Here is a 17,794-nt window from a genome sequence, read left to right on the forward strand (position 1 = left end):
TGTTGCTGTTATGTCGTTTCCATGTTATGAATATGTACGCTGTCCGTGACCTTACCACGGCGGCAACGGCCCACCGTTCAGAATCCGCTTCAACCCGATCTCAAGGTAACCCATCGTCCCTGGTTTATTACTACCCATGTACTGTGCCCAGGCATAATCCGTCTCCCAGACCGCAATCACCGAGCCATTGCCTGCACGCCCCCAGATGTATTCTGGAATGCCTTCCGGCGCTGGCTCCCGTGGATTATCACTTTGGCTTTCTTTGACCGTTAGCAGCACCGGCGCACCTAACAGCTTGTTGAGAACTTCAACATACTGATCCTGCATAGAAATACCTCCTTGTGGGAGCGCCCGCATATACTGTACGCCCTGCGTGTCAAATCCGACCGTCACAGCATCTGTATATCCAGCATTCATCATTTTTCTTGGGAAAATCACCCCACCCAGTTCACCAACCAGATCAAATACCGCCCGCCGCTCACCCTGTTTATCGTTTGGCAAAAAACACGGGCCTGGCGCGTCGCGCTGCCAGAGCATATCGTCGGTGCACTCCGGGTAATCGGGCAGCGGCGCATCCAGTGTCAACCCGTACAGCGTCAGCCGCGGCGGCTGCCCGTCTGCACCCGGTTCCACCTGCGCCATGGCCAGCAGCGGATTTTCCGGCGTAGCCGGAGCTGTAGCTTCGGCCTGCGGTGCGGCGGCTTCATCTGTGGTTGCGGTGGATTCCTTGCACCCGCCCAGCAACGGCACCCCAGCCAGTGCCAGTGCGGCTATCCACCATGCCAGTCTGTTCCTATTCATGCCATGTTCTCCTGTTTGTTCCTTCTACCCTGTGCCATGTTGTTCTGTCCTTGTTCTGAATATCGTCTTTAACTTGCTGCCCCGTATGCGCCCCGCGTACTCACGATCTCACCAGTCCGGTAACTGTCCGTTTCGCAATATACGTTTCAGCCCAAACTCAAGATATCCTCTCTTCATCGCCTCACTTTGCCCAACATACCTTGCCCATGCATAATCCGTTTCCCAAATAACAACTACTGCCCCATTTTCACTGCTAACCCACATCATCCTAGAGACCCCTACAGGTGCATTAGCTCCACGGTCACTGTTTCCGCCTTCTTTTATATGTATCAGTATTGGTTCGCCTAACAGCTTGTTAAGAACTTCAACATACTGATGTTGCGTGGAAATACCACCATCTGTAAACACCCGCATATACTGCACGCCCTGCACATCAAACCCGATCGTTACCGAATACGGGTACCCGGTATCCATCATCTTTGTTGGGTAAATCACCCCGCCCAGTTCATCAACCAGTTCAAACGCAGGCCGCCGCTCACCCCCGTCATTTTTATTGTTCGGGAGAAAACACGGGCCTGGCGCGTCGCGCTGCCAGAGCATATCGTCGGTGCATGCCGGGTAATCGGGCAGCGGCGCATCCAGCGTCAGCCCGTACAGCGTCAGCCGCGGCGGCTGTCCGTCTGCACCCGGTTCCAGCTGAGCCATGGCCAGCAGCGGATTTTCCGGCGTAGCCGGAGCTGTGGCTTCGGCCTGCGGTGCGGCGGCTTCGCCAGTGGTTGGGGTGGAGTCTTTGCACCCGCCCAGCCATACCGCGCAGCATAACGCGGCAATGACAATAGCAATGGTTTTAGCGTAACCCACAGGGCGGATAGAGCTGATGAAACGAATATGATGGATAGAGCGGGCCGTGAAGGTCATGCGTTCAGCTCCTGCAGGATACGCATCATTTGCACATGCGAAATAGCGCCTATTTGTGCAGCCAGCGTGTCTTCGCCCCTGATGGCGCGGTCGATGCAGGCCTGTATGACAGCGTGTTGCTCTATGCGCGGGTGCATGGTGAGCCGCATGATGGCAAACATCATCTGGTCGCGCATATTGGTGAGGCCGCGCCGGTGTGCCGCGTGTAACTGCTGTAGCGCCATGTAGGCAGCGCCCTGAGGCAGCTCGAACGGGCCGCGCCGCAGCAAGGGCATTTGCTGCTGCCGCTGCGCGCTGATGGGCCGGGTGGCAAGCTGCTGCCACATGCGCAGCACGTTGGCTACCAGCGGTGCATCAATTTGCGCATTGACGGCATTTTGCGGCAGGGCAACGGGGCTGTCTGCTGTATTTGCTGCATCTGTTGCATCTGTTGCATTTGCGGCATCTGCTACGTTTGCGGTGTCTGCCGCACCTGCTGATTCGGCCTTAAAGCACAGGAACCCCTGGTTGCTGGCCGGAATGATCCACTGCGATATTTCACCCAGCCATTGGGCATGAATGTCCGGATGGGTTTCGTGGCATTCATAGGCAATAAGTTCCTGGCGCAACGGCTCGTACACGGGGTAGATGCGCGTGTTGGCGCGGCTTGGGTCTGCTGCATTCACAACCGCAATGGTAGCTGTATTTGAGGCGAATGTCATGCGCTGCGCCAGTACTTCGGCAAGCGGCCCGAGGTCCAGGCTGCTTTGCAGCCAACCGCAGATGTAGCGCCGCTCGGCCGGATGTTCGTGGCGGGCGTATTCGATGGTGGCATTGAGGATGGAGTCAGCTCCTGTACGCGCCGGTTCTCCGGCCTGTGCCAGCAACACCAGGTGCGGGCAGTCGGCCGGGGTGTGTATGAGGTCGGCACGCGGCACAATTTCAATGCGTGCCTTGCCCAGGGTGTTTTCCAGCGATTCCAGGCTGTAAGCCTCATCTTCGTCTACCGTTTCCAGCGGGTCTACCAGCAGGTACAGCGGCTGGCTGATGTTGCGCTGCGAGCGGATCAGGTCAATATAGGGCTGGGTGCCGCTCATCGGCTTTTCTCCGAGCACTCGCCAAATGGTGTTGCCAGCGGCGAGCCGCTGATGGAGATGCCTTCGCCACCGCCTGAGCCGACCTGGTTCATCGGGCCCTTGATGTTGATGTTGCCTTCAAGCGTGATGCCCGATGCATCGAGCGTGATTTTGCCGCCCGGTGCCTTGAGCACGATCTGGGTTTGCACGCCCAGCTCGTAGACCTGGGTTTTGCGGATGATTTGCTGCCCGGCCTCGATCTGGTGGTGCCCTTCGACCTGTATTTCGATATGGCCACCGACTTTTTCCCAGTGGTTGGCGGCAATGTCGTCCTTACGGTGGTTGCGGATGGTTTCTACCCGATTGTTACCGATTTCGATGGTCTGGTTCTGGTCGATGTTGAGGAATTCGTCATTGATGACGTGGTGCTTGCGGTCATGCCCGATTTCGACGGCCTCGTCGTTGATGACCTGCTCGCTTCTGTCGTTGCCGATGAAGATTTTTTCGTTGTGCTCAACGTGTTCACTGCGGTCGTTGCCGATCCAGGTGGTTTCGTTGTTGAGGACTTCGATGTTCTGGTCTTTCTGGGCGTGGACGTAGATTTCTTCCTGCTGGTTTTCGTCTTCAAAGCGGATTTCGTTAAAGCCTTCGCCCTTGTGGGTGTGGCTGCGCCAGGTGCTGCGGGTTTTGTGTTTGGGCAGCTCGTAGGGGGTGGGGTTTAACGCGTCGTTGGTGCGCCCGGTGATGATGGGCTGGTCGGGGTCGCCATCGAGGAAATCGACTATGACTTCCTGCCCGATACGGGGAATGGATTGCTGGCCGTCACCCCCGCCAATGCCCCAGGCCTGCGCAACACGGATCCAGCAGGTGCTGTGTTCGTTGTTTTGGCCAATGCGGTCCCATGGGAACTGGACTTTAACGCGGCCCCATTCGTCGCAGTAGATTTCTTCACCCTGCGGGCCGACCACGTGCGCGATTTCGGGGCCATGCAGGTGCGGTTTGGCTGGCAGGGGGGCTTTCCAGTCGGCAGCGGCGGGCACGAGTTCGGCGGTTTGTGTATAGCTGGTGCTGACTTGCGCGCCTGCGGCTTCTTCTTCGGCGCTGGTGTGTTGTTTGCCCCAGTGCTCAACTTTGACAGGGCGCCACACGGTGTTGAGGTTTTGGCGCGGGTGGCCGGTGAGTTCAAAGGCGACACCGGGCTCAATGCGGGCATCGTCCCCGGTGGCGATGGCAAGTTTGGCGTCGCGCCGTAAGGCGGCCAGCCGGGTCTGGGTGAAGGGGCTGCCTGCGGCATCCTGCTTGTAGCGCCCGGGGTAGTCGTAGCGTTCGTATTCGCTGGACTGGGCCGGCATATCGCGCCCGATGCTGGCCTGGTGCTGGTTGTAGCGCGGGTTTTTGAAGGTGTAGTCGCGCTGGGTCTGGCGTGCGGTGCGCACCTGCTCGTGGTAGGAGAAGGTGTGCAGCGCAGGCTGGGGCTGGTCACCTGCCGGGGTGGGCTGGTACAGGACGGTGCCGTCTGCGCCGTCGCTGCCTTCGAGCGCCCCCAGGGTCTGGATGACGTCGGTAAGAATCATCTGGTGGCCCTGCTCGCTGTGGGCAAAGCGGTAGACAAAGCCTTCTTCGGCAACCAGTCGCTGGATGTACTGGAAGTCGGTTTCGTCGGCCTGCACGCAGTATTCGCGGGCAAGATGGGTTTGCTGCTGCTGGAGTTCAAAATTGGTAACGTGGTCAGCATTAAATACTTGCGTCAGTATTTCGGGCACGGGCTTTTGCTGGAAGATTCTCCAGTCGGAAAACAGTTGCGTGCGCGAGAGCATGGGCTCGATAACCGCGTGGTAACGGGTTCGGCGAAAGCCGCTGTTGCCCTGGCTGAAATGGCTGACGACGCCATGGACACGGCGCACAGCGGTCGCGCCCTGCCAGATGGTGAGTAGCGCGCCCTGGTCCAGCAGTTTGGCAAAGTCGATGTCGGCGTCTGCGCTTAAGAGTTCAACTTCCAGCACAAAGGGTTCATTGAGGGCCTCTGTCAGTTTGAATTCAACCACGTCAAAGTTGATTTCTGTGCCTGCCTGGGCGCTGGCGTTGTGTGCGGGTTCAAAGCTAAATCGGAGGTCTGTCTGCGCCATAATGATTCCTGTACTGATATGTTGATGTTATAGATGTTGATACGGTGGTGTGCAGTGGTTTAATCGAGCAGCCAGTCGCTCTCGCCTTCAATCAGGGTGCCGCCGTGGCTGGTGACATCGCCCAGCCGCGCGATCGGATGCCCGTCGTCCAGGCTGGCAATGGCCGAGCCGGTAATGATGGTGGCCCCACAACTGACAAGATCGCCAACACGGGCCACCGGACGGCCGTTAAGTATGCTGGTGGGCGAGCCGGTCACCACGACCCCAGGGCCATGGATCGGGCACATGTGTGCATGACCTACTAATACGACGGGGCGGCTTGCCATGGGTGAGTCCTCCAAATGCAAATGCTGCTGGATTGTTGTTTTGGGCTACAGACAGCTGATTGTGTTTTTATGTATGTTTTCATTATGGGTAGCTGTGTGAATAATGTGTGAAGTTTCTGTGAAACCTTACGGTATTTCTGCCTGAGTATATTGAACGGCGTTTGCTCTATGACGTGCTGCCGGGCACCTGCCTGGTCATATAGAGCCGTCCAACTTGAACGCTGTTTTTAAAGACACATCAAGCCAGAGCAGGAATAACCATGCTCCGGCTTTAGACGGAAGAGTGTGCGCCGCACCTTATATGCATGCGTGCGCACATGTCCGATTAACCTTCGATCGGCGCTCTCCAGTCGTCAGAAGCTTCTGTACCGGCGACTTCATGGCTCCAGATGATCTTGCGGTAAGCCAGTGACACGCGGACCAACTGGGTGTAGTTGGCGTTGTCTGCGTTCTGCGCATGCGGCAGTACGGTGTCAATGTCCACCACTGTCGCATCTTCCAACTTGGTGGAGAAGAAGTGTTCCTGTTTGCCATCTACAGATGTACGGTACCAGCGGACTTCCACGGTAGGCAGCATTTCACCGGTGGTCAGTGCCTGGTACAGCAGCGGTACGCCTTTGTTCAGGGCACAGGTGAAGACAAACGGTTTGTGCACGCGCTGGCCTGAAGGCTGGCCGCTTTGCGGATCGGTCGGGGTCGTGACACGGTGGCTGATTTCCTGCACCAGGATTTCGTCTTCGTGGCCTTCGACGTAGACGTTACCGACGGAATCTGCTGTGAATGCACCCTGGGTGATGTTGCCCTGGGTTTTGCCTTCGATCGAAATATACGCTGGGGTTGGCATTGATATGCTCCTTATTGAGTTAATTGTCTGCACTGTTGCAGAAGCCTTTACCCTACTGCAATTCGCGTGCCACCTATAGACCATCATCCATAATAAATTGATTTCATTGAAAAAATTATCATTTCAAACAATAGCAAAATGAGTTATCCACAGAATCTCGACTTATCCACAAGCCAAAACGGGTCATTATTGACCCGATTTTTGCTAAGCTGTTGTTTTAAAAGAAAAATCATACTGGGCCACTTTTGACCCGATTTTTACTAACTATTTGATTTCAAAGAATAATCATGCCGGGTCAAAAATGACCCGCCAATTCTTGAAATGGAATTATTTCTCACTTTTGATGTGATTTCACCCTGTCAAGCTCTTCTTTACTTTCTGATCATCGCATCGAACTTTTTAACCAGCCTGCACGTTTTTCCATAGTATTTGGTTGCAAGATAATTGCTTGTTCAACCATCTGTAGCCCCGCCCATTATTTTCATGCTTTTTCTTTGTACCCAATAAAAAAGCCGCCTACTCATCGTAGACGGCTGTTGTTTGATTGGATAAACATAGATGCAGCAAGGCCTACGTGCATCTACAGCAACATAATCATTCGTTTGGTTTGGCGTAGCACCCCGTGCTTATGCCTGGAATAATCCAGCCTGGGTTTGTTCCGCTTACTAATTTTTTGCATGTAATTGTCTTACCCACATTTGTTGTCCTTCCAGTATCACTGGTGTGGACAAAACAAGATAGAAAGCTTGATCTGGCTGGCTTTGTAGCACTCAGCTTATATTCATTATCATAAATATAACTCCACGCACCTGACAATTTATCATTAGCTTTTTGCACAATGAGGGTACACATATGATCTAATGATATGCCAACCTCTGTATCTGCGGGACTATCAAAAGAGTAATCCTGAATCCAGGCACCCACCTCGGGCTGCTGCGCCGATGAAACTGTGACGAGCCCCAGTCCAAGCATGAGTGCCACGCCTAATTTTTTCATTCCTGCTTTCATTTCCACATAACCTCCAATAAGTTGTTGAGGTTTTATGATCGCAGCCAAACAATGTGTCATGTGAACAAAAACTGCTTTTTTGGACGTTCACATTAGCGGTATTTACCAACTTACCATTTATCCTCACCAATCAACAATGAGAGGATCTATGATGAAATTGAAACTTAAGAAACTGGCTGCTGCTGTGGCCGCAGGTGTTGTCGCTTCAACTGCACTGGTGGCCCATGCGCAAAACATTGACCGTGACAATATCTATACGGCTGATTTCCGTGGAATATCCGCTTACCAAGCCTTGGGAGAAGCAGTAGGAACCCCTAAGCAGATATGTGATCTGCTTGCCGAATATCAGACCCAAAAAAATGGTGACATTATGATTTATACAACCGTAGATGCCCTTGTAAAAGACAGTTGGGGGGCGACAGGAAGGGCATTGTATTGTCAGTTTGATACTTACCATACACAAACTCATTACACACACCATCACTCACTAATTAGATATGCTCCTGTTACCCAGTAACTAAACGAGTAAACCCGTACAGCAAACCTGTTACGGGTTTATTTTCACCTCCCCATTTCTCTCCTTTGCCCCCACAGTATGACTTAACGTGTCGCTATCTGAGATACCTGCGATCAAACAAAATAAATCTTCTCAATCACCGTTCGATGAAATGGTTCAATTCACTCTCAATATATATACGAGATGATTTTTTCATCAAAAGCAATTAAAAAAATGGGGTACTTGTGTTTAAAGTGCCAACCCATAAAAACGACATTTCCTGCTTGCTGTTTCCTCTGAACAAAGACCTTTTCTCCCAATACAAATTTGGGAGCAGGTACTGCTTTAAATATTTGAGGTTTAACTTTGTAAACATCGTCTCCATACTGGAGCGCCAGCCATTCTGCATCTGCATGGATACATTGAAAAATCTGCACTGGAAACTGAGAAAACGTTGCCTGGCTTTCAGAATGAACCAGCTCCAAGCCCTGCGCAGGGCTCCAAACACAGGTGCCAAAAACGTTTTTACTAAACTCACTCACAATGTATTGCGCTGAATGAAATAATCCAAATCATCTTCATCATACCGGCGCTTCACATCTCGCACATTTTGCTGCAGCAATGCAGTCATACCGCTTTCAAACAAGTTCTAAAGCAGTTTCGTTTTCAACTCTATTTGGCGCTGCTGTGAAGTTGTAGCTTCAGCATATACCCCTATCTTCCAGAACGACCGTCTGATATGCCGGCGATGACACAAAAGAAGCGTTTGTACACTGATCATTATGCCGACCTGATAAATCAAAAACTATACAATCTATTTATCAGCTTAAATGATCAGGACGCAACAATGAACAAAACACCTGAAAATGAAAATTTAAACAACGGCATACAAAACGCTTCAACAAAAGGCTTCTCTTTCAAAGGATTCGCAAAAAGCGTAGCCATATGGCTGACATTCTTTTTTGGCATTCTTGCTGTGGGCTTCCTTATTCTCTGTTTGCCTATGTATAGCGACTACACGGTACGGACCAGAATCGGTGAAGGCCTTGTTCTGGCAGGCTCTGCAAAAAATCTGGTTATTGATAATGCGGTTAATAACCGTCCATATGACTTCGGATGGGTGCCAATTAAACCTACAACTAATACAGCAAGCATCGAAATTGCCAAGACAACCGGCGTGATCACCATTGTGGGAACCAAAAGAGCAGACAATATTGTTCTCCTCTTAACACCCATGGTTGACGAAACGCCTTTAAGTGGTCAAAAAATTGAAGGACGCATATACTGGGTCTGCTCTGAACCCACTGGGAAGGTCCCGCCTCATGACATCCCGCCTGAGTGCCGGTAATGCTCTGGTCAGAGCACATATCCCAAAGCAAAGCCTTCTTTCGAGGTTTTATAAACCGTCGCTTACCTGATAACAACTAAGGAAAAAATGAAGCCTCTTTTCACACTAGCCCTCTCATTGGTTGTTTTGGCAGGATTGACAAATGGCTGTGCTAAAAAGTCCGATATTCCTACCGTATTTGAAACGGATCCCAGCTACTATCAATTGACAGAAGACCAAGTCAAAGCGCGGGAAGGCGTCACAGTGATGACCAGAGATCACGTCACCCCCAGATGCACCAACTATTTTTATGCTATTCAAGCACTGACAGACACATCAATGGGGTGGGTGTATTCAAAAGAAACCCGCCAATTGGTTTCTTTCAGCAATGACATCCGTGCCAACACTAAAATACTGGAAGAAAACCTGCAAATACTCAGCGCCCGTTACGGGCAGGCAACCGTGATAGAACATGCTTCAAGGGACCCAAGGCCGTATTACTACGAATGGAACTCCCAATCTAATGAGCAGTTAAGAAATGACGGAATATATAAAATAGAAGTGCGAGATTTTCTCAGCCATGGCATGCTCTCATATCGCATCCTCTTTGTGGACGATGACAAAGCCTGCGCCAGAATCAGAGAACAATAACACCCAAGACAAAAGCCCTTTTACAAGGACTTTCGCTGTTCTATGCGGCCCCTTCGGGGACTATCAACTAATCGTCACGCAAAGGATAGTCAACCCCGCACGGTTTTGATTCTGTCCAATTTATCAACGCCTCCCGCTGGGCGGCAGTTGCAGCACGGGAGTTAGCCTGCTTGAGCTGATCCACAGAAAATTTTTCAAACAGCGATTGAGCAAAACACTGACACTGCTGCGCCGTGTTGCTCTCATTTTCCAGACATCTTTCTATCACCGCTTTCTTTATTTCACCTTGTTCATTTTCAGGCGCTGCCAATGCAGCTTGAGCACCCCAACCTGTTAATACAGCAAAACAAAGTACAGCATGCAATTTTTTCATTACCCAACCTCCGATTCCTGTTCAATCAATATGTCTGGCTTTCTTCTCTAACTGAGGTTTCATTATCTGCTACTTGACACCATTTCGCAAAGTGTACGCATCACAATAAGCTCCTTCAAAAACTACGTTGTTTTTAAAGAGCCAATCAATCTACCCGCCAGATTTTCATCCGGCAAGATATGAAAGAGATAACACGTACACTGATCAAGTTGAGCATAGAATAGATAAAGTCCAAATTGACATTAACCGTTTCAATCATACTTTACTTGCTATAAGCGGTTAGAAATTATTTTTAAAAGGAAAGATATGAAAAACTCATTCGTCCTAATTTCTACAGCGCTCTTATTGTCAACACCTGTATATGCTCAAGAGCAGCCAGTAGCTACACAAGTGCAAACGACTATAACAGAAACACAAACCATCGATACGGAAAAAAGCCATACAACTAATCAAAGATGTAATCCACCTGAATTGTTTGGTGGAAGGGTAGATATTTGTTATTATCCATCCAAAAAGAAAACGGCCTGATTGTTCACTTCAACGGGAAACCTGTTGATGGTAATAATCTGTATTTAACAGGTGATCATTTCAGCGTGTATCTGTCGCCATCAGGAGAATTTACCGATTTTTTTAAAGGGCTATAACTAAAATCCCGGTCAGAGCATATATCCTAATTTGGGAGTTTTATTTAGCGATACCAACAATCAGTGAAAGAAGAATACAAGTCTTACAAATAATGATGTATCTCCTATACTTGAGCTTGGGTTGCTCTCTTGTTGCTGCTTTAATGGCAATATATCAATTAGTAAAAACAACGCTACGGGGTAATAATCCTTGAAATCAGAACAAACAACAGGGAAGCGCTCAGCGTCGAAAATCTATTTTCAATGCGTTGCGCTGATAACAGGATTGCTGCCAGCCATCTGGGGTGTCTATTTGATTACTTATGACAATGGCTGCACAGGATCTATCAGTTGCTTGGGTGGCATCTTCGCATATTTCTTGGGCATCGCATTGATCTTTGTTTCAGCCATATTTTTCCTTGTTTGGGGCATCCTGATTTACTTCAAACAGAGGAAAATTAAATAGAGCAATGACTCTACATTTGGCCCCATAGATAGACCAACAGGTAATGACCCGTTCAAGTTAAAAATATACCTCAACAAATGCTCCCTCAACACCATTGCTCAAAAAAATTTTCACTTGTGGGACATGGGACACAAATTCAAAAATCAATCGCTAGAAAAACATCGCGCGGGCACAACACCCACGCGTAACACATTACAGGCAAAGTCCACACATCTGCATAGACCTTAAACGAAAGAAATTTCTATTCAGGTAAAGCCGCACACTTGTTTAAGTTTATTCGTGTGCTATTTACAATAGGCAGCGCTTCAACACATGATGCTGGGGATTGATACCGATTACGACAAACCTCCTCATCCGTTTCGTTGGCAAGATCTGCCCAAGGCTGCAAGGTTTCGAAACATGCCTGTTTCATATTGAGTCTTGCCTGAATCTCTGCAAGCTCATTCCTCAAACGTCCATCGTCAAAGTGATCCAGTGTCACCTGACAATGAGTTAAAAGCTCCCTTAAGACGCTTTCTGCTTCAACATATGCCCCCTGCCTTACCAATTCATCAGACCGATCCACTGTCTGTTTCATTGCGTCTCCCTCACACCCCTGCGAGGGTTTTAAATAATGCCCGTCAAAGCTTGCTCTACTCCCACAATTGGATCGACACGCTTCATACATTTCATCATCAACAACAACCTCAATACCGTTGTCGTTTCTATAAAAAACGATTTCGCAGCCACCCCCCTCTGTCACACCAACATGTCTATCTATTTTCCCGGAAAGCTCGCAAACATGAGCATTGCCACCCACTGCAAAAATTTCAAATGATTGATACCCATTTTCAAATGGACCTATGTTCATAACACCCCAGCCACCTTCTGTAATATATTCTCCGGCCTCAAATGGTTTTGACTGTGCCATAGCATGAAAGCTAAGGAAGCATAAAATTAACATCATCGCTTTTTTCATTTTGAATCAACCTTATACGTTTGTAATGCGTGAAGTATCGATTCAGCCTGTGAAAATAAAATGAAAAATCCATGAAGTCTTTGTGAAACTTACCCTTTTCACTGCCTCAAACGCTTCTCGTATCGCCCCCTGTATTGCCTGCCGTAAATGCCGGCTATCAATGCGGAGTTACCGTCTTTTGCACCCCACCATATAAATCAAGTACTTACTTTCCAGACCTCCCCAAAAAGCGGACTAACCGCTTCAACCGGCTTGTTTGCCTCTTTGGTGTCACGTGCCTGGGTCTGGGCATATTTGATATACAGGAAGAAGTTTCTACTCCTACGCTTTGACTACAACCATTCAGGGTACTGATCGCTTGGCCTGCCAGGTTCTTTTGGACTGTCATATTTCTATCACATTTCAAAATGATAATAAAACTACTTATTCCAAAACGGGCACGCCATGGAGAACATACCAACTTCTGCCACCGAAACAGAAATCGCTCTTTTCATCGAACAGCTTGATTTTCCCAACAACCACATCAACATCCGATTTGCTGCCATAGCCTACCTGGGAATGTGCCGCCATGAATATATGAGCCATGAGTGGATGGCCAACCACTTTGCCTGGGAAAAAAGCCTTCGCGATATTGGCTATATCGCCGGCGAGAAAAATGCCAACACCATCAGAGACCGTATCACACAAACCTACCGCAGCAAAGGATATTGCCTTGTCTCTGACTGATGAAAGTACGGTTGAATAGCGCGCCACCAGATGTGCCGCCACGTTTCTCCGCCTTACAGCTCTCGCAGAGCTGGCTATGTGGTGCTATATATCTTTTATACCCACAGTATCATTTTGGGCTACTCAGTTAGAATGAATTTTCCAGCAATCCTTACAGGAGAATCACGATGCCTTATTACACTGCGGTTATCGAAGGTCCAAGTGGAGGAAATTCACGTTACTATTATCGGTATCAGGTCCATAGCCACCAAATGGCAGTAGCATTTGGAAGAGCCGCAAGACAAGCATATGCAGATACTCATCATGTAGCGTTCGGGGATACACATGAACGTCCTGGAAGCTTCCAATCCGGGGTAAACCATTTCCCTGGAGATGGACATGAGCTTGATGAGATTTAAGTAGGCCCATCGCTCCAAAACAAAAAGCCCCACTGCTCGGCTATTGCCTGCCATGTGGGGGTTGCTACCTTCCTACAGAATAAAGAGATGAAAAATAATATAGTTTGTTTTATTTCGTTTCTCATCATAAGTTTGACTGCTACTGCTCAGCAGGAAACTTTGATTGAAATACCGGAAAACCTTCGCACAACACAAATTAGCATGGATACTTATCTGTCTCTTCCATCAGGTGTTTATGTCGTACCCAACAACCCAAATCTAAGGTATATTCCTGTAACCTTAAGCTATTCACCTGCACAAGAGGGGCTAGTCTGGAAAGCGGCTCCGTTAGAAAGTATAGATTGCACAACCCGCAAACCGATCTCCCCCTCTATTTGGGACCATTGTAATTCACATACTTCTACCACTGAAACAACGCCTTTATGCCAAACACTTGATCAGTTACTGAATGTAGTTTGCCCTCAATAACCCCAAAAAAAGCCACCGCTGGGGTGGCTTCCATTTAATCTGGTGACACGTGTAACCAAATATCCCCTAAGATACCGCAGCCTCGCTATCTTTATCCATGGATTATTTTGTACTGAACTGTAAAGTGTTGCTGCAATCATTCAGGGCACTCATCGCTTAGCCTGGGGCTACTGGGTTTTGTTTTTATCATTTCGTATCATCGGCTGTTATTTAGGGGGCATTATGAAAAAAACACTGCTATTTCTATTCATATCCCTCATGCTGTCTGGATGTACAAGCCAAATTGGAGTTTCGAATGGATGGCAAAAAATACACGAGAATGAGAAATTATCTTTCTATATAGAAAATCCTCTTAACACTAATATTGAAAATTGGAGAGGAGAAGTCTCGGGGGACTGGACCTTCTTTTATCTGCTAGTCCAGGGTAAATACAATGAAGATCCTTGGTCAATGGACATTGATAGTGCAGTAAATTGTTCATCCCAAACTTTTCTATGCCGATATATAGTCAGATATGACCAACCTTTTGGCAAAGGAAACATTACCCAACAATTGATCTCTAGAAACTATTCTACTTGCGAAAGAAATAATACTTTTCCTGTTCCGCAAATTATTAATTTCATTTGCCAATAATGTAGCCAATACTTTGAAAACCTATGTAACAAAAAGCCACCCCAGTGGTGGCTTGCATATGTGCTCTAGCCGGAACTATAGAACAAAGGTATCAAATCTTTCTTATAGGTCTCCATATTGCACCAGCAACTTGAAGTTACCAGTTTGTTCTGTTGATTCGTCATATTCATGCGCAACAGCAACTACGCCTACAAATGTCTGTCCTTGAAACATCATCAATGCCTTGTCTATTGCCTCATCTGCTGTTTTGCATTGTATTGACGGGGCTGCCCACAGTTGTACTTTTTTTCCTTTTTTATGACGCGTGAAACCCCGTGCGAAATAAATTGTCTTCATGGCAGCTAATTTACCATACTTTTATGGTCGCCCCAGCCCAACAAAAAAGCCACTGCTTGGAAGATCGTCAGTCCACTGGAATTGCGGAAAATTTCCGCAAATGAAAAAAGGGAAAGACCAGAAAAATGATCTAACCCTTTGATAAATATGGAGGCGCGAGCCGGAGTCGAACCGACCTACACGGATTTGCAATCCGGTGCATAACCGCTTTGCTATCGCGCCATGTTCCCTGCCCTCTGAATATACCGGTAAACGATTTGCCAGAAGACCGAACCGAAGTATAAACGATCTTCTGCCACTTACGCCACCGGCTGGCTAATTACCCTTAGATGCATCCTGCAACCCATCCATATTCAGGCAGTGCATCCCTGATGCAAAGCTGGTTATCGTTTCTGCAGTGTTAGCAATATATACTGGCCGCAAGTTTAGCAACATGCACCATTTTTATGTCTGTTCGATTGCAACTGGCCGGAACAATTTGGCAGCGCACCACCTCTAACGGCATTATTACAACCATTTGTCATTATGCCCCTGCTGTGCATACAAAACAACCGATGCACCCTGTACTATGCATTCCTGCATAAAACATGACACAGACAACAACGCTCACTCCTCCTGCACACAAAACCCTCCCCTGGCTCCTGATTGAACGCTTTACTGCGTATAAACAGGTGGCGGGGGCAGTCATTGCGCTGGTGTTATTCATTGCAGCACTGTTTATCTGCTGGAAACTGGTGAAAGAAACCAATATCGCCGAAATGCGCCAGGCCGTGCATGATGTGCCTTGGTCGGCACTGTTGCTGGCACTGCTGACAGCCGCGGGCAGCTACACCATGCTCATAGGCTACGAATGGTCTGCCTCACACTATGCCGGCGTACAACTGCGCCCGGGCATACTGGTTACCGGCGGGTTTTGCGCTGCGGCCGTGGGCAATGCGGTTGGCCTGTCCATGCTTTCCGGCGGTGCAGTGCGCTGCCGGCTTTATTTCAGCCAGGGGTTAAATGCCACCGATGTGGCTCGAATGTCCATTTTTGCCAGCCTGTCGCTGGGCTGTGCTTTGCCGCTGCTGGCAGCCATAGCCGCCCTGAGCAATGTGCAGGCGGCGGCTATGGCACTGCATCTGTCTGCCGCATGGGTCACTGGCATTGCATGGGGGGTATTGGCGCTGTACCTGATAATCGCCATGGTGCTGTACCAGCACCGCCTGCGGTCATCCCCCCCGGACGATGCACCTGGCACTGGCAAGTCCCGCTGGTTTCAGTATGCTCAGTTCGGGCGCTGGCCCATTCGCATTCCGAGCCTGCGCCTAGCGTCATGGCAACTGGTCATTACGCTGTTTGACGTGATCTTTGCCGCAACCATTCTCTACCTGCTGCTGCCTTCGGCGCCGCCTTTCATCACATTTGTACTGGTTTACCTGCTGGCGCTCGCAGCCGGCGTGCTCAGCCATGTGCCAGGTGGCCTGGGCGTGTTTGAGGCCGTCATACTTGCCGCATTTGCCGGACAACTTGGTGCCGCACAGCTCGCTGCCGCCCTGCTGCTTTACCGCGCCGTTTACGTGCTGCTGCCACTGGTGCTGGCCAGCATCATTTTGCTGCTTAACGAGGGGCGAAACTATCTGCCGCTGCAATCGGTCATACGCTCGGCCGCCAGTGTGGCCGCACCCATCATATCGGTGCTGGTTTTTGCTGCGGGCATTATTTTGCTGTTCTCCGGCGCCACCCCCGAAATTGACAGCCGCCTGCAAATACTCAGCTTCATCATGCCAGACCAGTTGATCAACGCCTCGCACCTGGCCGCCAGCCTGGTTGGCGTGCTCTGCCTGGTGCTGGCCCGTGGCCTGCGGCGGCGCCTCTCGGCCGCCTGGATGCTCACACTGCTGCTGCTCATTGCCGCCAGCGTGCTGTCCATCCTCAAGGGGCTGGACTGGGAAGAAGCCTTTGCCATGCTCGTCATTGCCGCACTGCTGTACGCCTTCCGCAGCTCCTTCTACCGCAAAAGCCGCCTTACCGAAGTACCGTTTTCTGCACTGTTTGCCACGGCCTGCTTTTGTGTTATCGCTGTTTCACTGTGGCTCACGTTCTTTGTTTACCAGGAAATTCCCTACCACAACAAACTGTGGTGGCAGTTTGAGCTCGACAGCGAAGCCCCGCGTGCCCTGCGCGCCGCACTGGCCAGTTTTTTACTGCTGGGCTGCATTGCACTGACCTGGCTGCTGCGCCCGGCACTGCCCATAGCCAGACAGGCCCGCAACGAACAACTGGATGAAGCCTACCGCATTGTACAAACCAGCAACCAGCCCGAAGGCGGGCTGGTCATGAGCGGCGACAAAGCCATACTGTTCAACGAAACACGCACCGCATTTCTCATGTATGCACGGCACCGCCGCAGCATGATTGCGCTGTTTGACCCCATCGGCTCGGCGCTGGAGCGGGCCGACCTGATCTGGGAGTTTCGCGACCTGTGCGACCAGCACCGCGTGCGCCCGGTGTTCTACCAGGTCAGTGCTGCCAACCTGCCTTATTACATGGATGCCGGGCTGACCGCCATCAAACTGGGCGAGGAGGCCATTGTCGACCTGGCCCGGTTTGACCTTCAGTCCAAAACCAACCGCGACCTGCGCTACACCTGGAGCCGTGGCCAGCGCGACGGCCTGTCGCTGGCATTTTACGCACCCGGCACTGCCCCCATGGCACAGTTGCAGGAAATATCCGACCAGTGGCTGCAAAACAAACATGTGCGCGAAAAAGGATTTTCGCTCGGGCACTTTGCGCCAGACTATCTGCGCCACTTCACCATTGCCACCGTTGAACACCAGGGCCAGATTGTCGCTTTTGCCAACCTGCTGCAAACAGCCAATGGCACATCGGCAAGCCTGGACCTGATGCGCGTGGCCGACCATGCGCCCAACCTCACCATGGAATTTCTCATGGTCGGGCTCATTCTGCACTTTCAGCAGCACCAGTTGCAACGCTTCAGCCTGGGCATGGTGCCGCTTTCGGGACTGCATTTGCGCCGTGGCGCCCCCGTAACCCAGCGCCTGGGCGCAATGATCTTTCGCCGAGGCGAACAGTTCTACAACTTCCAAGGCCTGCGCCGCTTTAAAAACAAATTCTCCCCCCACTGGGAACCCCGCTACATGGCAGTTCCTGCCGGGCTGGACCCTTGGATGGCGCTTGTCGATACCGCCACTCTGATCTCAGGCGGCTGGAGCGGGCTGGTCAAGCGCTAGCCGCATCACATCACCAAGGCAGACCTTC

At 50.2% G+C, this 17,794-nt stretch carries 17 protein-coding genes and 1 tRNA gene; 5 read left to right on the forward strand and 13 right to left on the reverse strand.

The features are described from left to right. Nucleotides 1-51 precede the first annotated feature (51 nt). The 7 genes from AACY98_RS10515 to AACY98_RS10545 all read right to left on the reverse strand — a co-directional run bounded on the left by AACY98_RS10515 (nt 52) and on the right by AACY98_RS10545 (nt 7,138). A complete protein-coding gene (locus AACY98_RS10515) occupies nt 52-801 on the reverse strand; it encodes a hypothetical protein (protein ID WP_339804837.1) in 750 nt (249 codons plus the stop codon). A gap of 108 nt (nt 802-909) precedes the next feature. After that, on the reverse strand, nt 910-1,719 hold the full coding sequence (locus AACY98_RS10520) for a hypothetical protein (protein ID WP_339804839.1): 810 nt from the start codon (nt 1,717-1,719) through the stop codon (nt 910-912). Beyond that, nucleotides 1,716-2,795 carry a hypothetical protein gene (locus AACY98_RS10525; RefSeq protein ID WP_339804841.1) on the reverse strand — a complete coding sequence of 360 codons (1,080 nt, stop codon included), beginning with the start codon at nt 2,793-2,795 and terminating at the stop codon, nt 1,716-1,718. Before AACY98_RS10525 ends, AACY98_RS10520 begins: the two co-directional genes overlap by 4 nt. Beyond that, entirely contained in the window at nt 2,792-4,900 is a 2,109-nt protein-coding gene (locus AACY98_RS10530) for a type VI secretion system Vgr family protein (protein ID WP_339804843.1), read from the reverse strand. Before AACY98_RS10530 ends, AACY98_RS10525 begins: the two co-directional genes overlap by 4 nt. A gap of 59 nt (nt 4,901-4,959) precedes the next feature. Next, nucleotides 4,960-5,226, reverse strand: coding sequence for a PAAR domain-containing protein (locus AACY98_RS10535; protein ID WP_126979969.1), 267 nt, complete (start codon nt 5,224-5,226; stop codon nt 4,960-4,962). A gap of 325 nt (nt 5,227-5,551) precedes the next feature. Then, nucleotides 5,552-6,070 carry an Hcp family type VI secretion system effector gene (locus AACY98_RS10540; protein ID WP_126977702.1) on the reverse strand — a complete coding sequence of 173 codons (519 nt, stop codon included), beginning with the start codon at nt 6,068-6,070 and terminating at the stop codon, nt 5,552-5,554. A 594-nt stretch (nt 6,071-6,664) separates the two neighbouring features. Beyond that, the gene (locus AACY98_RS10545) at nt 6,665-7,138 is read right to left on the reverse strand and encodes a hypothetical protein (RefSeq protein ID WP_339804846.1); all 474 of its coding nucleotides are present in this window, start codon (nt 7,136-7,138) and stop codon (nt 6,665-6,667) included. 88 nt (nt 7,139-7,226) lie between these two features. Between AACY98_RS10545 and AACY98_RS10550 the strand changes: the two genes are divergently transcribed. Continuing rightward, nucleotides 7,227-7,595, forward strand: coding sequence for a hypothetical protein (locus AACY98_RS10550; protein ID WP_339804847.1), 369 nt, complete (start codon nt 7,227-7,229; stop codon nt 7,593-7,595). A 167-nt stretch (nt 7,596-7,762) separates the two neighbouring features. Here AACY98_RS10550 and AACY98_RS10555 read toward each other — a convergent pair whose 3' ends face one another. Further along, nucleotides 7,763-8,116, reverse strand: a complete 354-nt coding sequence (locus AACY98_RS10555; protein ID WP_339804849.1) for a DUF6960 family protein — start codon at nt 8,114-8,116, stop codon at nt 7,763-7,765. Nucleotides 8,117-8,313: 197 nt separating this feature from the next. Between AACY98_RS10555 and AACY98_RS10560 the strand changes: the two genes are divergently transcribed. Further along, the gene (locus AACY98_RS10560) at nt 8,314-8,922 is read left to right on the forward strand and encodes a pilin (protein ID WP_339804851.1); all 609 of its coding nucleotides are present in this window, start codon (nt 8,314-8,316) and stop codon (nt 8,920-8,922) included. Between the two features lie 87 nt (nt 8,923-9,009). Then, nucleotides 9,010-9,552, forward strand: coding sequence for a hypothetical protein (locus AACY98_RS10565; RefSeq protein ID WP_339804853.1), 543 nt, complete (start codon nt 9,010-9,012; stop codon nt 9,550-9,552). A 67-nt stretch (nt 9,553-9,619) separates the two neighbouring features. Here AACY98_RS10565 and AACY98_RS10570 read toward each other — a convergent pair whose 3' ends face one another. Then, entirely contained in the window at nt 9,620-9,925 is a 306-nt protein-coding gene (locus AACY98_RS10570; RefSeq protein WP_339804855.1) for a hypothetical protein, read from the reverse strand. A 306-nt stretch (nt 9,926-10,231) separates the two neighbouring features. On the opposite strand from AACY98_RS10570, the gene AACY98_RS10575 reads away from it, so the two are divergent. Next, nucleotides 10,232-10,453 (forward strand): hypothetical protein, encoded by a 222-nt coding sequence (locus AACY98_RS10575; RefSeq protein ID WP_339804857.1) that lies wholly within the window; start codon nt 10,232-10,234, stop codon nt 10,451-10,453. Nucleotides 10,454-11,255: 802 nt separating this feature from the next. On the opposite strand, the gene AACY98_RS10580 is transcribed toward AACY98_RS10575, so the two are convergent. From AACY98_RS10580 to AACY98_RS10595, 4 genes are all read right to left on the reverse strand, one after another. Continuing rightward, nucleotides 11,256-11,972 carry a hypothetical protein gene (locus AACY98_RS10580; protein WP_339804858.1) on the reverse strand — a complete coding sequence of 239 codons (717 nt, stop codon included), beginning with the start codon at nt 11,970-11,972 and terminating at the stop codon, nt 11,256-11,258. Nucleotides 11,973-12,395: 423 nt separating this feature from the next. Continuing rightward, entirely contained in the window at nt 12,396-12,740 is a 345-nt protein-coding gene (locus AACY98_RS10585; RefSeq protein WP_339804860.1) for a hypothetical protein, read from the reverse strand. Between the two features lie 1,559 nt (nt 12,741-14,299). Next, nucleotides 14,300-14,533 (reverse strand): hypothetical protein, encoded by a 234-nt coding sequence (locus tag AACY98_RS10590; protein WP_339804862.1) that lies wholly within the window; start codon nt 14,531-14,533, stop codon nt 14,300-14,302. Between the two features lie 148 nt (nt 14,534-14,681). Then, a tRNA-Cys gene (locus AACY98_RS10595) sits at nt 14,682-14,755 on the reverse strand. 365 nt (nt 14,756-15,120) lie between these two features. On the opposite strand from AACY98_RS10595, the gene mprF reads away from it, so the two are divergent. Continuing rightward, nucleotides 15,121-17,766 carry a bifunctional lysylphosphatidylglycerol flippase/synthetase MprF gene (mprF, locus tag AACY98_RS10600; protein WP_339804864.1) on the forward strand — a complete coding sequence of 882 codons (2,646 nt, stop codon included), beginning with the start codon at nt 15,121-15,123 and terminating at the stop codon, nt 17,764-17,766. The last annotated feature ends 28 nt before the right edge of the window (nt 17,767-17,794 follow it).

Source organism: Saezia sanguinis, from assembly GCF_963921665.1.
GTDB lineage: Bacteria > Pseudomonadota > Gammaproteobacteria > Burkholderiales > Burkholderiaceae_C > Saezia > Saezia sanguinis.

Coding starts and splice junctions, on each gene's coding strand:
- AACY98_RS10515 (WP_339804837.1), bottom strand. CDS start 801: ATGAATAGGAACAGACTGGCATGGTGGATAGCCGCACTGGCACTGGCT.
- AACY98_RS10520 (WP_339804839.1), bottom strand. CDS start 1,719: ATGACCTTCACGGCCCGCTCTATCCATCATATTCGTTTCATCAGCTCT.
- AACY98_RS10525 (WP_339804841.1), bottom strand. CDS start 2,795: ATGAGCGGCACCCAGCCCTATATTGACCTGATCCGCTCGCAGCGCAAC.
- AACY98_RS10530 (WP_339804843.1), bottom strand. CDS start 4,900: ATGGCGCAGACAGACCTCCGATTTAGCTTTGAACCCGCACACAACGCC.
- AACY98_RS10535 (WP_126979969.1), bottom strand. CDS start 5,226: ATGGCAAGCCGCCCCGTCGTATTAGTAGGTCATGCACACATGTGCCCG.
- AACY98_RS10540 (WP_126977702.1), bottom strand. CDS start 6,070: ATGCCAACCCCAGCGTATATTTCGATCGAAGGCAAAACCCAGGGCAAC.
- AACY98_RS10545 (WP_339804846.1), bottom strand. CDS start 7,138: ATGACACATTGTTTGGCTGCGATCATAAAACCTCAACAACTTATTGGA.
- AACY98_RS10550 (WP_339804847.1), top strand. CDS start 7,227: ATGATGAAATTGAAACTTAAGAAACTGGCTGCTGCTGTGGCCGCAGGT.
- AACY98_RS10560 (WP_339804851.1), top strand. CDS start 8,314: ATGCCGGCGATGACACAAAAGAAGCGTTTGTACACTGATCATTATGCC.
- AACY98_RS10565 (WP_339804853.1), top strand. CDS start 9,010: ATGAAGCCTCTTTTCACACTAGCCCTCTCATTGGTTGTTTTGGCAGGA.
- AACY98_RS10570 (WP_339804855.1), bottom strand. CDS start 9,925: ATGAAAAAATTGCATGCTGTACTTTGTTTTGCTGTATTAACAGGTTGG.
- AACY98_RS10575 (WP_339804857.1), top strand. CDS start 10,232: ATGAAAAACTCATTCGTCCTAATTTCTACAGCGCTCTTATTGTCAACA.
- AACY98_RS10580 (WP_339804858.1), bottom strand. CDS start 11,972: ATGAAAAAAGCGATGATGTTAATTTTATGCTTCCTTAGCTTTCATGCT.
- AACY98_RS10590 (WP_339804862.1), bottom strand. CDS start 14,533: ATGAAGACAATTTATTTCGCACGGGGTTTCACGCGTCATAAAAAAGGA.
- mprF (WP_339804864.1), top strand. CDS start 15,121: ATGACACAGACAACAACGCTCACTCCTCCTGCACACAAAACCCTCCCC.